Raw genomic sequence first — 13,354 nt, 5'->3', positions numbered from 1 at the left:
GATAGTGCTAGAATATCCTTAATGAAACTATATGGAGGTCGCCTTATGACTCGTGATTTTAAATTTGAAACTCTACAACTACATGCTGGTCAAGTTGTGGATCCAGCAACTAAGTCTCGTGCAGTGCCGATTTATCAGACAACATCCTTTGTTTTTGATGATACGCAGGAGGGTGCCGATTTGTTTGCCTTGAGAAAACCAGGGAACATTTATACTCGTATCACCAATCCTACAACAGCTGCTTTTGAAGAAAGAATTGCTACTCTGGAAGGTGGTGTTGGAGCTCTTGCAACAGCATCAGGTATGGCAGCAGTGACTTATACGATTTTGGCACTTGCCCATGCTGGTGACCATGTAGTGGCTGCTTCGACTATTTACGGTGGAACCTTCAATCTTTTGAAAGAAACCCTTCCTCGTTATGGAATCACAACAACCTTTGTGGACGTGGATAATTTGGAGGAAGTAGAAGCAGCTATTAATGACAATACCAAGCTTGTTCTGATTGAAACCTTGGGTAACCCCTTGATTAATATTCCAGATTTGGAAAAATTGGCAGAGATTGCTCATAAGCATCAGATTCCACTTGTTTCTGACAATACATTTGCTACACCTTATTTGATTAACGTTTTTTCTCACGGTGTAGATATTGCCATTCACTCTGCGACTAAGTTTATCGGTGGGCATGGTACAACTATTGGAGGAGTGATTGTCGATAGCGGGCGTTTTGACTGGGCGGCTTCAGGAAAATTCCCTCAATTTGTTGACGAGGATCCAAGTTATCACAACTTGAGCTATACTCGTGATGTGGGTGCAGCAGCCTTTATTATCGCTGTCCGTGTCCAATTGCTTCGTGATACAGGTGCAGCCTTGTCACCATTCAATGCATTCCTCTTGCTTCAAGGACTGGAAACCCTTTCTCTTCGTGTCGAACGTCATGTACAAAATGCTGAGAAAATTGTTGATTTCCTTGTCAACCATCCTAAGGTAGAAAAGGTAAATTATCCAAAACTTGCAGATAGTCCTTACCATGCCTTAGCTGAGAAATACTTTCCAAAAGGTGTGGGTTCGATCTTTACCTTCCATGTCAAAGGTGGGGAGGCTGAAGCACGCAAGGTAATTGATAATTTGGAAATCTTCTCTGACCTTGCGAATGTTGCAGATGCCAAATCGCTTGTTGTCCATCCAGCAACAACCACTCACGGTCAATTGTCAGAAAAAGACCTAGAAGCAGCAGGTGTCACACCAAACCAAATTCGTTTGTCAATCGGACTTGAAAATGTAGATGATTTGATTGAAGACTTGCGCTTGGCTTTGGAAAAAATTTAAAGTAAAAGAAGATAAACAGTGGGTTTTGACTCACTGTTTTTGATTTTCCCTCAGGCATGATATAATGGATAAAGAAGTCTAGAAAGAGGAACGATATGAACGAAATCAAATGTCCCAACTGTGGGGAAGTCTTTACAGTAAATGAGAGTCAGTATGCTGAACTTCTGTCCCAAGTGAGAACGGCAGAGTTTGATAAGGAATTGCACGACCGGATGAAGCAGGAACTGGCCTTGGCTGAGCAAAAGGCCATGAATGAACAACAGTCTAAACTGGCTCAAAAAGACCAAGAAATTGCGCAATTGCAGAGTCAAATTCAAAATTTTGATACAGAAAAAGAATTGGCCAAGAAAGAGGTTGAACAGACAAGCCATCAGGCTTTATTAGCAAAGGACAAGGAAGTACAGGCCTTGGAAAAAAACTGGCGACCTTGCGTTTGGAGCATGAAAATCAACTACAGAAGACCCTCTCTGACCTAGAAAAAGAACGAGACAAGGTCAAAAATCAGCTTCTTTTACAAGAAAAAGAAAACGAACTCTCTCTTGCTTCTGTTAAACAAAACTACGAAGCCCAGCTCAAAGCAGCCAGTGAACAAGTCGAATTTTATAAGAATTTCAAGGCACAGCAGTCTACAAAAGCTATCGGGGAAAGTCTGGAACAGTATGCAGAGAGTGAGTTTAACAAGGTCCGTAGTTTTGCCTTTCCAAATGCCTACTTTGAGAAGGATAACAAGGTCTCCGCGCGTGGGTCTAAGGGGGACTTTATCTTCCGTGAATGTGATGAAAATGGGGTTGAAATCATTTCTATCATGTTTGAGATGAAAAATGAAGCAGATGGAACAGAGAAGAAGCACAAGAATGCAGATTTTTATAAGGAATTGGACAAGGACCGTCGGGAGAAGAACTGCGAATATGCTGTTTTGGTGACCATGCTTGAGGCTGATAATGACTACTTTAATACAGGGATTGTAGACGTCAGCCACGAGTATGAAAAGATGTATGTGGTTCGTCCTCAATTCTTTATCCAGTTGATTGGTCTCTTACGTAATGCGGCGCTAAATTCCCTAAAATACAAGCAGGAGTTGGCCTTGGTTCGCGAGCAAAATATTGATATTACACATTTTGAGGAAGACTTGGATGCCTTTAAGCTAGCTTTTGCCAAGAACTATAATTCAGCTTCTACCAACTTTGGTAAGGCAATCGATGAAATCGACAAGGCCATCAAACGCATGGAAGAGGTTAAAAAGTTCCTAACAACATCTGAAAACCAACTCCGCCTTGCAAACAATAAATTGGAAGATGTTTCAGTAAAAAAACTAACTCGAAAAAATCCAACCATGAAGGCTAAGTTTGAAGCATTGAAGGGGGAGTAGAAAGCAGTGGAAAATGAATTATTAGTATTGAATACTGAAGAAGTAGATGAATTACAAAACTTAAATTACGATGAATTGGAAGAAATACTTGAGCAACAATTTAAGATGGAATTTTCTAATCTTGAATCGTTACAAACAGAGTTTAAAGAAATAGGATCACCTGATAAGTTAAGTGAAGTTATTTTAGATGAAATTTGGAATCAATTCGGGAATCAAATTGGTTTAGATATGACAAGTGATACTCTTCTCAAGCAGTATAATGATAATATAGATAAACCAAAAGAATATACTAAAGTAATAGGTAAAAGTATTTTAGAAGATAAAAGATTCAAAGATGCAAAAAATAATATGAAAGATAAGCTAAGATCTGGAACCCTAAAAGATGAGTATACTGGTAAAACTTTGAAAATTAATGAAAAGGTTAATCTGGATCACGTCGTACCGCGAAAACAGATTTTTGAAAATCCATGGAGGAAAATTGCTGATATAGAGACTGTTGATTTAGCAAATAAATCAGAAAATTTTGCTGCAACAAACGAATCACTTAATAAAAGTAAAGGAGCAACATCCAATAGTGACTATATAAAGAATAGAGAAGCGAGAGAAAAAAAACTTAAGGATCAAGTTCAAAGAGCCAATGAGAAAATTGATAAGAAAAAATATCTCAGATGCCGAAAAGCGAAATCTTAAAGCTGAAAATAATAAAAGATTAAATGATAAATTAGCAGCTGATTCGAAGAAAATGCTCAAATCTGAAAAAACAGCGAAGAAAGCTATTAATAAGGATATTGCAAAGAAAGCTTCTGTCAGAATGGCCAATAAAGCTGGTAAAGAAGCTGTTAAAGCAATGTTTGTTGCAGCTTTATTTGGAATGTTGAAAGAGATTATGAATGCTTTAGTGAGATATTTTAAATCAAAAAAACAATCTTTTGATGCATTTCTTAAGGAAATGAAAAAAGCTCTTCATTCATTTTTTGGTAAAATCAAAGATTTTATTAAAGTGGGTGTAGATAGTTTTGTTGGAAGCATCGTAGGAGAAATTATTGGTGCTTTCGCTGAAAAACTAAGAAAGTTACCAAATTTGGTAAAACAATTATTTGGTTCAATTAGAGAAAGTATCTCTTATCTATCAAACCCTGAGAATGAATCTCATTCTACTGCAATTAAAATTGCCCATATTTCAAAAATTATTACATCCGCATTAGTAGGTGTAGGCGCAATGTTTTTAGGAGAATATTTTGAACAGTTCTTAAATAAGATACCAGGTATGACTTTTGAAATAAAACTTCTAGGAACAATTGCTAATATTTTAGGGATGTTCTTAGCAAGTTTACTAACTGGAATCTTGGGAGCAATTATCATTAACGGACTTGATGGCTTTATTTCAAGGAAACTACAAGATGAGAATAAAAGGCAACAAGCTGATAAGAGAAATGAATTGTTAAGAATTCAGGAAGTCCAAATTTTTGTTGCCGAGCAAAATGTTGCTATTAAACGAAACCACATTTTTAGTAAGATGGCTAAGAACCATCAAAAACTAAGAGAACTACTTGGTGATGTTGAAGAAGAGTTTTCTAATTCAAATATTGATTTCAAACAGCGATTATTAGCTAATGAAATTTATTTTGATGAAAAACAAAGAGAACTTGAAGAAATGCAAAGTACATTAAATGATTTATTATAGGAGAATGTTATGTCAGAAGAATTAGAAATTCAAGTTTTAGCCAATTCTGAAAGATTTAATGAAAAAAAACAAGCATTAAAAGCCTTTAGTGAAGAGATTCCTGAACAATTTGATTTACCTACTGTTCCAGATGAAGAGAATATATTGAATTTGTTTTCTGTGGACTATGGAGTCAAGGGAAAAGATTTAAATGCACTTAGAGAAGCTGTTCATAACAAGATTTTTAATCAAAATGAACATATTAAAAAAATTATTCAGGAATTTAATACCATTTACGAAACATTTCAAATATTGGATGATGAGTATATTCAAAGCATTTCAAAGTCTTTGATTGCAGCCAAAGAGGCAAATAATAAAGCTATACAGGGATTGCACGAGATAGAAGAATATCAAACTGGTAATAAAAAATTATTAGATGATGTTTTTAAACAGAATAAAGATTTAATTGATGTATTGAAGAAACATCATAAAAAATTAGAAGAGTTAGAACAACTTGAAGATAAGCAAAGTGAAATTCAAATTGAAATTGATAGTTTAAAAGCGAAGCTAAAATCATTAGTGAAAATAGAAAATAGTTTTAACGATTTGCATTTACAAGTTGAAGAAACACAAAATAATCTTAAAAACGATGTAGACAAGATGAATGTTCGATTAATAGAGGAGGGTAAAAATCTTACTTTAATTGTCGAGAAATTTCAAACTGAACTAGAGGAAAAACAAAAAGAGATTAGTTTCCTTATAAAAGGATTCTATACTATTGGAGTCGCTGTTGTTATAATAGTATTATTTCTATTGTTTAAAGGAATGTAGATGATTAGTGAAACTTATTTAAAATTGTTAAAATCGGAAGTGAAAAAACTGGATGATTTAACAAAAAATACTTATGAATTAGAAATAATTCTTCAAGATATAGTTGATAATATTAAAAATGCTGAGTTAGAATTTATAAAACGATTAGGAAATTTGACAAGTAAAGAGACATTCTTAAAAATCAAAAATAAGCAAACTAGCATATTGGAATTATTGTATAAATATCTTGGTTCTAGAGTTATTGATACAAATTATTTGATTTTGAAAGAAACAAATCATAAATCATTTGAAGAACTAGCAAATGATTTAAAGTCACTAATAGGTTTAGAAAATGTTAAGAAAGAAATTAAAGATTTAGTAGCGTTTAATAAAGTTCAACAAAGTAGAGAAAAAATCGGTCTTAAAAAAACAAATAGAACTATGCATATGGCGTTTTTAGGTAATCCAGGTACCGGTAAAACTACTGTGGCTAGAATCGTTGGGAATATGTATCGTTCATTAGGAATACTAAGTAAAGGTCACTTTATAGAAGCAAGTAGAACAGACTTAATAGCAGAATATCAAGGACAGACGGCTTCGAAAGTGAAGAGATTGATACAAAAAGCTAAAGGTGGTGTATTGTTTATTGATGAAGCATATAGTATTACTGAAAACGATAAAAGTGATAGTTATGGTCGAGAGTGTTTAACTGAGTTAACAAAAGCATTAGAAGACTATCGTGATGATTTGGTGGTTATTGTTGCTGGATATGATGAATTGATGAAAAAATTTTTTGAATCTAATCCTGGGTTAAAATCAAGATTTAATTATTTTATTACGTTTGAAGATTATACTGTGGAGCAAATGTTTGATATTTTTCTTTCATATTGCAAAAATGAAGAGTACATTTTGCATGATTCTGCAAAAGAAAATTAAAAAATATTTAGAATTACATAGTAGCAATCCTGAAAATAAAAATGCAAATGGGCGATTTGTAAGAAATGTATTTGACAGGATAATTATGAACCAAGCAATAAGATTAGCCACACTATCTTTTGTTACAAAAGATAATTACATTACGATTCTTGAAGAAGATATTTCATGAATGAAATTAGAAAGCAAAAATGAACGGTATTATCAACTTAAAAAAAGAAGCAGGGATGACCTCGCATGATGCGGTTTTTAAACTGCGTAAGATTTTGGGAACCAAGAAAATTGGTCATGGTGGGACCTTGGATCCGGATGTAGTGGGTGTTTTGCCTATTGCGGTTGGCAAGGCGACCCGCATGGTCGAGTTTATGCAGGATGAGGGCAAGGTCTATGAGGGGGAAATCACTCTCGGCTATTCCACGACGACAGAGGATGCTAGTGGGGAAGTGGTCGCTGAGACACCCGTTCTGTCGCCCTTGGATGAAACCATTGTCGATAAAGCAATCGCTAGTTTGACTGGGTCTATTACTCAGATTCCACCTGTGTATTCGGCTGTCAAGGTCAATGGTCGTAAGCTTTATGAGTATGCGCGTGCTGGCCAAGAAGTGGAGCGTCCAGAGCGTCAGGTGACCATTTATCAATTTGAGCGGACAAGTCAGATTTCTTATGAGGGTCATCTTGCACGTTTTACTTTTCGTGTGAAATGCAGTAAAGGGACTTATATCCGTACCTTGTCGGTTGACTTGGGAGAGAAGCTGGGCTATGCGGCTCATATGTCTCACCTGACACGAACAAGTGCTGCTGGCTTACAATTAGAAGATGCCCTTACCTTGGAAGAAATTGCTGAAAAAGTTGAAAGAAGACAAGTCGATTTTCTATATCCGCTCGAGATTGGGACAGGCGACCTTGTCAAAGTTTTTCTAACTCAAGAAGAGGCTACAGAAGTGCGTTTTGGTCGTTTTATCGAGCTAGAACAGTCGGATAAGGAATTGGCTGCTTTTGAAGGAGATAAATTGTTAGCCATTCTAGAGAAACGGGACAATCTATACAAGCCAAGGAAGGTTTTTATCTAGTCTAACTGAGGTGTAGGGAGTGTTGTTTCCCCTAGACTATCCAAATCAGACTATAAATTTTGCAAAAAATGTGATAGAATAGACGAGGATAAAAAAACGGAGGATAGCATGCAAAATAGACCAATCATTATCGGAGTGACAGGTGGTTCTGGTGGTGGTAAGACTAGTGTTTCAAGAGCCATTTTATCGCATTTTCCTGATGAAAAGATTTCCATGATTGAGCATGATTCATACTACAAGGATCAGTCTCATTTGACCTTTGAAGAGCGTGTCAAAACCAACTACGACCATCCTTTTGCCTTTGATACAGACTTGATGATCGAGCAGATTAAGGAATTGTTGGCAGGGCGTCCGGTGGACATCCCGACTTATGACTATACAGAACATACACGGAGTAGCAAGACCTATCGTCAGGAGCCTCAAGATGTCTTTATCGTTGAGGGGATTTTGGTCTTGGAGGACAAGCGCCTGCGCGATTTGATGGATATCAAGATTTTTGTGGATACGGATGATGATGTGCGCATTATTCGTCGGATCAAGCGTGATATGGAGGAGCGTGGCCGTAGCCTTGATAGCGTTATTGACCAGTACTTAGGTGTGGTTAAACCAATGTACCACCAGTTTATCGAGCCAACTAAGCGTTATGCTGATATCGTCATTCCTGAGGGAGTCAGCAATACCGTTGCTATTGACCTTTTGACGACCAAGATTGCAAAGATTTTGGAAGAAGCTCGAAATAGCAAATAAACAGATGTGGAGGCCTTGCCTCCTTTTTCTATTTTTCCCTCATAATGGTACATAAATGAAGATTTTTAGGCATATTTTTGGTATAATAATACCCATGAAAGAGCAAGAAAATGAATAGTAGGTGGAGATGGAAAAGTATTTATCGGTAACAACTTTGACCAAGTATCTGAAAATGAAATTCGATAAAGACCCTTACTTGGAACGGGTCTATTTAACTGGTCAAGTTTCCAACTTTCGTAAACGACCTACTCACCAATATTTCTCCCTAAAAGATGACCATGCAGTTATTCAAGCGACCATCTGGTCTGGGATTTATCAGAAATTAGGTTTCGACCTTGAAGAAGGGATGAAGATCAATGTAATTGGGCGTGTACAGGTCTATGAACCAAGTGGTAGCTACTCCATCATCATTGAAAAGGCTGAGCCTGATGGGGTTGGGGCGCTTGCGATTCAGTTTGAACAACTCAAGAAAAAATTGACGGAAGAAGGTCTGTTTCAAGAACGCTTCAAGCAACCTCTTCCCCAATTTTCTAAGAGAATTGGTGTAGTGACTAGCCGTAGTGGAGCCGTTATTCGAGATATTATCACGACCGTCAGCAGACGATTCCCAGGTGTCGACATTCTTCTCTATCCGACCAAGGTACAAGGTGAGGGTTCTGCGGAGGAAATTGCTCGAAATATTGCTCGTGCTAATCAACGGGACGATTTGGATTTGCTCATTATTGGTCGTGGTGGTGGTTCCATTGAGGATCTCTGGGCCTTTAACGAAGAAATTGTGGTACGGGCTATTTTTGAATCTCGCTTGCCAATCATTTCTAGTGTTGGTCATGAGACGGATGTGACCTTGGCAGATTTTGTGGCAGATCGCCGCGCTGCGACACCAACGGCGGCAGCTGAACTGGCAACACCTGTGACCAAGTTGGATTTATTAGCTCATTTACAAAATCAAGAAAAACGGATGGCAACGGCAGTTCGAAATGTGCTATCTAAGAAACAAGAAGCTTTGAAAAAATGCAGTCAGTCTGTTATCTTTAGACAACCTGAACGTTTGTATGATGGCTATTTGCAACGCTTGGATCAACTGCAACTGCGCTTAAAACAGAGTTTACGTACACGGATTTCTGATAACAAACAGATACTACAAGCAAGAATGCATCAACTGGTGCAATTATCACCTGTTACCAAAATCCAACGCTATCAAGACCGTCTAGGCCAGTTGGATAAGCTCCTCCGTAGCCAAATGGCTCTGGTTTATGATGCCAAGGTTGCTGAAGTTAAGCGACTTTCAGAAGCCTTGCTCATGTTGGATACCAGTCGAATCGTGGCGCGTGGCTATGCAATTGTCAAAAAAGAAGAGTCCGTTGTAGATTCGGTTGAGAGTTTGAAGAAAAAAGACCAAGTGACGCTTTTGATGCGAGATGGTCGAGTAGAATTAGAGGTTAAAGATGTCAAAACAAAAGAAATTTGAGGAAAATCTAGCAGAACTGGAAAGCATTGTCCAAAGTTTGGAAAATGGTGAAATTGCTCTGGAAGATGCGATTGCTGCCTTTCAAAAGGGCATGATCCTGTCAAAAGAGCTCCAAGCGACGCTGGATAAGGCTGAAAAGACCCTAGTCAAGGTCATGCAAGAAGACGGAACAGAAAGTGATTTTGAATGAAGAAGCAAGAAAAATTAGCTCTTGTTGAGTCGGTTTTGGAAGACTTTTATGGAGACCAGCAGTTTGCCTCTAGTTTGCGAGAGTCTGTTCTCTATTCTATTCATGCTGGTGGCAAGCGTATTCGCCCCTTTCTCTTGTTAGAAGTCCTGGAAGCCTTGCAGGTGGCTATTAAACCAGCACATGCGCAGGTGGCTGCGGCCTTGGAAATGATCCATACAGGGAGTTTGATTCACGATGACCTTCCTGCCATGGATGATGATGATTACCGTCGAGGGCGGTTAACCAATCACAAGAAATTTGGAGAAGCTATGGCCATTTTGGCTGGAGATGCTTTATTCCTAGATCCTTACGCCCTGATAGCGCAGGCATATTTGCCAAGTCAGATCAAGGTGGACTTGATTGCCAATTTGTCGCTTGCTTCAGGAAGTCTAGGCATGGTGGCAGGGCAAGTTTTGGACATGGAGGGTGAACACCAGCATTTGTCTTTGGAAGAACTCCAGACTATTCATGCTAATAAGACTGGAAAACTACTAGCTTATCCCTTTCAAGCAGCTGCTATTATAGCCGAATTGGCACCTGAGATGCAGGTAAAACTTAAAACTGTAGGTGAATTGATTGGGCTTGCTTTTCAAGTTCGAGACGATGTGCTGGATGTGACAGCTAGTTTTGAGGAGATCGGTAAGACACCACAAAAGGATTTGCAGGCAGAAAAGTCAACCTATCCAGCCTTGTTGGGCTTGGAAGAGGCTATTGCCTTTTGTAACCAAACTCTGGATCAAGCTAATGCCAAATTAGAAGAAATTGCCCAGCAGGTTCCCTTTGAAACAGAATCGATTGTAAAAGTAGTAGAAAGTTTGAGAATCAATGGCTAAGGAAAGAGTGGATGTACTAGCTTATAAACAGGGTTTGTTTGAAACGCGAGAACAGGCTAAGCGCGGTGTCATGGCTGGTCTAGTCGTAGCAGTCCTTAATGGAGAACGGTTTGATAAACCAGGAGAGAAAATCCCGGACGACACCGAGCTAAAACTCAAGGGTGAAAAACTCAAGTATGTCAGCCGTGGTGGCTTGAAACTGGAGAAGGCCTTGCAGGTCTTTGATTTGTCAGTGGAAGGAGCTACAACGATTGATATCGGTGCCTCTACTGGAGGTTTTACCGATGTTATGTTGCAAAATGGTGCCGAGTTGGTCTTTGCAGTCGATGTTGGTACCAATCAGTTGGCTTGGAAATTACGCCAAGACCCAAGGGTTGTCAGCATGGAGCAGTTCAATTTTCGCTATGCTGAAAAGACTGATTTCGAGCAGGAACCGAGCTTTGCCAGTATTGACGTGAGTTTCATTTCCCTCAGTCTGATTCTTCCGGCCTTGCACCGTGTCTTGGCTAATCAGGGTCAGGTTGTGGCTTTGGTTAAGCCCCAGTTTGAGGCAGGACGTGAGCAGATTGGGAAAAATGGAATCATTCGTGATGCTAAAGTTCATCAGAATGTTCTTGAATCTGTCACAACCATGGCAGTAGAGGAAGGCTTTTCAGTCCTTGGTTTGGACTTTTCTCCCATCCAAGGTGGACATGGAAATATTGAGTTTTTAGCGTATTTGAAAAAAGAAGAGTCAGCAAGCAATCAGGTTCTTGCTGAGATTGAAGAAGTAGTAGAGAGGGCGCATAGTCAATTTAAAAATGAATAAAAAAGAGAGACTTGAAAAAATTAGACGATTTGTGACAGATTATCAAATCGGTACACAAGAAGAAATTGTAGAACATTTGAAAGAGGCTGGCATCACCGCCACTCAAGCAACGGTATCACGGGATATCAAAGAGCTAGGTATTGTCAAAATTCCTTTGAGAGACAACACCTATGTCTATGAATTACCAAAATCAATCGTAAAAAGTTTGCAACTGGCTGAAGACAATATCGAATCGGCTGAATTGATGGATAAGATGATCAATCTCCAAGTTATTCCAGGAAATACAGCTTTTGTAAAAGCTCAGTTAACCGAGACTTTTGCGGACAAGATTTTTAGCTGTTTAGCTGATGATAGTTCGATTTTAGTCATTGCCAGAAGTGAAAGTCTAGCTGAGGAAATCTTTGAACAAGTAAAAAATTGGTAGGTCTATATGTTACTTGAAATTTCGATAAAAAACTTTGCCATTATTGAGGCTATTTCTCTCAATTTTGAAAAGGGAATGACTGTCCTGACTGGTGAAACGGGTGCAGGGAAGTCCATTATCATTGATGCCATGAATATGATGTTGGGAGCTCGTGCGACGACAGATGTTATTCGTCATGGTGCGCCAAAGGCAGAGATAGAGGGGCTTTTCTCAGTTGAGAATAGTCGCTTTTTACAGGAAATTTTTGATGAGCAAGGTTTGGAAATGGGTGATGAAATTATCATCCGTCGAGAAATCTTGCAAAATGGTCGTAGTATCAGCCGTGTAAATGGTCAGATGGTTAATCTGTCTGTTTTGCGTGCTATTGGGCAACATCTGGTGGATATTCATGGTCAACATGACCAAGAGGAGTTAATGCGTCCCCAACTGCATATCCAGATGTTGGATGAATTTGGCGATGCAGCCTTTTGGGACTTAAAAGAAACCTATCAAACGAGTTTTGATGCCTATCGAAAAATGCGCAAGCAGGTTCTGGAAGTCAAGAAAAACCAACAGGAACACAAGGCACGTATCGAAATGTTGGAATTTCAAATGGCAGAGATTGATGCAGCCAACTTGCAAGCAGGTGAAGACTTGGCTCTTAACCAAGAGCGAGAGAAACTCCTCAACCATAAAAATATTGCGGATACGCTGACCAATGCCTACAGTATGTTGGACAATGAAGACTTTTCGAGTCTGGCTAATGTTCGTTCGGCCATGAATGATATGGAAAGTGTTGAAGAGTACGATCCTGAATACCGTGAAATTTCAAGCTCACTATCTGAGACCTACTATGTCTTAGAAGATATTAGCAAGCGTCTGGAAGCTATTATTGAGGACCTTGATTTTGACGGCAATCGTCTCATGCAGGTTGAGAATCGTTTGGACCTTCTTCATACCATTACCCGCAAGTATGGTGGGACTGTAGACGATGTCTTGCTTTATTTTGCCAAGATTACGGAAGAATACAATCTCTTGACAGGCAATAATCTTTCGTCTGAGGACATGGAAACAGAGCTTAAGAAGTTGGAAGTCAATCTTGTCAATTTGGCAGGTCAACTTGCTTCTGCTCGTCATGATTTGGCTCAGCAATTGGAAGCCGAGATTAAACAAGAACTGCAAGACCTTTATATGGAAAAAGCCCAGTTTCAAGTTCGTTTTAGCAAGGGCAAATTCAGTCGTGAGGGAAATGAAATGGTCGAGTTTTACATTTCAACCAACCCTGGTGAAGATTTTAAACCCTTGGTCAAGGTTGCATCTGGTGGGGAATTATCCCGTCTTATGCTAGCTATTAAGTCTGCCTTTTCACGTAAAGAAGGCAAGACTAGCATTGTCTTTGATGAGGTGGATACGGGAGTTTCAGGTCGTGTAGCCCAAGCTATTGCGCAGAAGATTCACAAGATTGGTCAGCATGGTCAGGTACTGGCTATTTCTCATTTGCCACAAGTGATTGCGATTGCGGATTATCAATTCTTTATTGAGAAGATTAGCAATGAGCATTCAACCGTTTCAACTGTTCGTCTCTTGACGGTTGAAGAGCGAGTGAAAGAAGTTGCTAAGATGTTGGCAGGTGATGATGTGACGGAAGCAGCCCTGACGCAAGCCAGAGAATTGTTGAGAAACAGGGAGAAATAA

General features: G+C 38.9%; 12 protein-coding genes and 2 pseudogenes. All 14 read left to right on the top strand.

Annotated features, from left to right (window positions below; genetic code table 11):
- Positions 1-45 precede the first annotated feature (45 nt).
- The 14 genes and pseudogenes from HMPREF9957_RS06010 to recN all read left to right on the top strand — a co-directional run bounded on the left by HMPREF9957_RS06010 (position 46) and on the right by recN (position 13,354).
- Positions 46-1,326 (top strand): O-acetylhomoserine aminocarboxypropyltransferase/cysteine synthase family protein, encoded by a 1,281-nt coding sequence (locus HMPREF9957_RS06010; protein WP_000196329.1) that lies wholly within the window; start codon positions 46-48, stop codon positions 1,324-1,326.
- Between the two features lie 95 nt (positions 1,327-1,421).
- A pseudogene (locus tag HMPREF9957_RS06005) lies at positions 1,422-2,695 on the top strand (DUF2130 domain-containing protein).
- Between the two features lie 6 nt (positions 2,696-2,701).
- Positions 2,702-3,385 (top strand): hypothetical protein, encoded by a 684-nt coding sequence (locus tag HMPREF9957_RS13550; protein WP_004242295.1) that lies wholly within the window; start codon positions 2,702-2,704, stop codon positions 3,383-3,385.
- Positions 3,333-4,379, top strand: coding sequence for a hypothetical protein (locus tag HMPREF9957_RS13545; RefSeq protein WP_025170694.1), 1,047 nt, complete (start codon positions 3,333-3,335; stop codon positions 4,377-4,379). Before HMPREF9957_RS13550 ends, HMPREF9957_RS13545 begins: the two co-directional genes overlap by 53 nt.
- 9 nt (positions 4,380-4,388) lie before the next feature.
- Positions 4,389-5,189 (top strand): hypothetical protein, encoded by an 801-nt coding sequence (locus tag HMPREF9957_RS05990; protein ID WP_001288178.1) that lies wholly within the window; start codon positions 4,389-4,391, stop codon positions 5,187-5,189.
- Positions 5,190-6,273, top strand: a pseudogene (locus HMPREF9957_RS05985) (AAA family ATPase).
- Between the two features lie 19 nt (positions 6,274-6,292).
- Positions 6,293-7,171: a tRNA pseudouridine(55) synthase TruB gene (gene truB, locus HMPREF9957_RS05980; protein WP_001013279.1), complete on the top strand. Its 879-nt coding sequence runs from the start codon at positions 6,293-6,295 to the stop codon at positions 7,169-7,171.
- Positions 7,172-7,279: 108 nt separating this feature from the next.
- Positions 7,280-7,918 (top strand): uridine kinase, encoded by a 639-nt coding sequence (udk, locus tag HMPREF9957_RS05975; RefSeq protein WP_001181376.1) that lies wholly within the window; start codon positions 7,280-7,282, stop codon positions 7,916-7,918.
- Between the two features lie 127 nt (positions 7,919-8,045).
- Positions 8,046-9,386, top strand: a complete 1,341-nt coding sequence (xseA, locus tag HMPREF9957_RS05970; RefSeq protein WP_000417481.1) for an exodeoxyribonuclease VII large subunit — start codon at positions 8,046-8,048, stop codon at positions 9,384-9,386.
- Positions 9,364-9,576, top strand: coding sequence for an exodeoxyribonuclease VII small subunit (locus tag HMPREF9957_RS05965; RefSeq protein WP_000043223.1), 213 nt, complete (start codon positions 9,364-9,366; stop codon positions 9,574-9,576). The genes xseA and HMPREF9957_RS05965 overlap by 23 nt, the downstream gene beginning before the upstream one ends.
- Positions 9,573-10,448: a polyprenyl synthetase family protein gene (locus HMPREF9957_RS05960; RefSeq protein WP_000743844.1), complete on the top strand. Its 876-nt coding sequence runs from the start codon at positions 9,573-9,575 to the stop codon at positions 10,446-10,448. The genes HMPREF9957_RS05965 and HMPREF9957_RS05960 overlap by 4 nt, the downstream gene beginning before the upstream one ends.
- Positions 10,441-11,256, top strand: coding sequence for a TlyA family RNA methyltransferase (locus HMPREF9957_RS05955; protein ID WP_001041083.1), 816 nt, complete (start codon positions 10,441-10,443; stop codon positions 11,254-11,256). The genes HMPREF9957_RS05960 and HMPREF9957_RS05955 overlap by 8 nt, the downstream gene beginning before the upstream one ends.
- Positions 11,249-11,680: an arginine repressor gene (locus HMPREF9957_RS05950; protein ID WP_001034401.1), complete on the top strand. Its 432-nt coding sequence runs from the start codon at positions 11,249-11,251 to the stop codon at positions 11,678-11,680. Before HMPREF9957_RS05955 ends, HMPREF9957_RS05950 begins: the two co-directional genes overlap by 8 nt.
- Positions 11,681-11,686: 6 nt before the next feature.
- Entirely contained in the window at positions 11,687-13,354 is a 1,668-nt protein-coding gene (gene recN / locus HMPREF9957_RS05945) for a DNA repair protein RecN (protein ID WP_000923565.1), read from the top strand.

The organism is Streptococcus mitis SK1080 (assembly GCF_000220085.1).
Classification (GTDB): Bacteria; Bacillota; Bacilli; order Lactobacillales; family Streptococcaceae; genus Streptococcus; species Streptococcus mitis_K.
Note: the sequence above shows the minus strand (reverse complement) of the source record. Positions and strands in the feature narration are given on the sequence as shown.

Excerpts from the sequence above, each read along its gene's own strand:
- HMPREF9957_RS06010 (WP_000196329.1), top strand. The coding sequence starts at position 46 with ATGACTCGTGATTTTAAATTTGAAACTCTACAACTACATGCTGGTCAA.
- HMPREF9957_RS13545 (WP_025170694.1), top strand. The coding sequence starts at position 3,333 with ATGAGAAAATTGATAAGAAAAAATATCTCAGATGCCGAAAAGCGAAAT.
- HMPREF9957_RS05990 (WP_001288178.1), top strand. The coding sequence starts at position 4,389 with ATGTCAGAAGAATTAGAAATTCAAGTTTTAGCCAATTCTGAAAGATTT.
- truB (WP_001013279.1), top strand. The coding sequence starts at position 6,293 with ATGAACGGTATTATCAACTTAAAAAAAGAAGCAGGGATGACCTCGCAT.
- udk (WP_001181376.1), top strand. The coding sequence starts at position 7,280 with ATGCAAAATAGACCAATCATTATCGGAGTGACAGGTGGTTCTGGTGGT.
- xseA (WP_000417481.1), top strand. The coding sequence starts at position 8,046 with ATGGAAAAGTATTTATCGGTAACAACTTTGACCAAGTATCTGAAAATG.
- HMPREF9957_RS05965 (WP_000043223.1), top strand. The coding sequence starts at position 9,364 with ATGTCAAAACAAAAGAAATTTGAGGAAAATCTAGCAGAACTGGAAAGC.
- HMPREF9957_RS05960 (WP_000743844.1), top strand. The coding sequence starts at position 9,573 with ATGAAGAAGCAAGAAAAATTAGCTCTTGTTGAGTCGGTTTTGGAAGAC.
- HMPREF9957_RS05955 (WP_001041083.1), top strand. The coding sequence starts at position 10,441 with ATGGCTAAGGAAAGAGTGGATGTACTAGCTTATAAACAGGGTTTGTTT.
- HMPREF9957_RS05950 (WP_001034401.1), top strand. The coding sequence starts at position 11,249 with ATGAATAAAAAAGAGAGACTTGAAAAAATTAGACGATTTGTGACAGAT.
- recN (WP_000923565.1), top strand. The coding sequence starts at position 11,687 with ATGTTACTTGAAATTTCGATAAAAAACTTTGCCATTATTGAGGCTATT.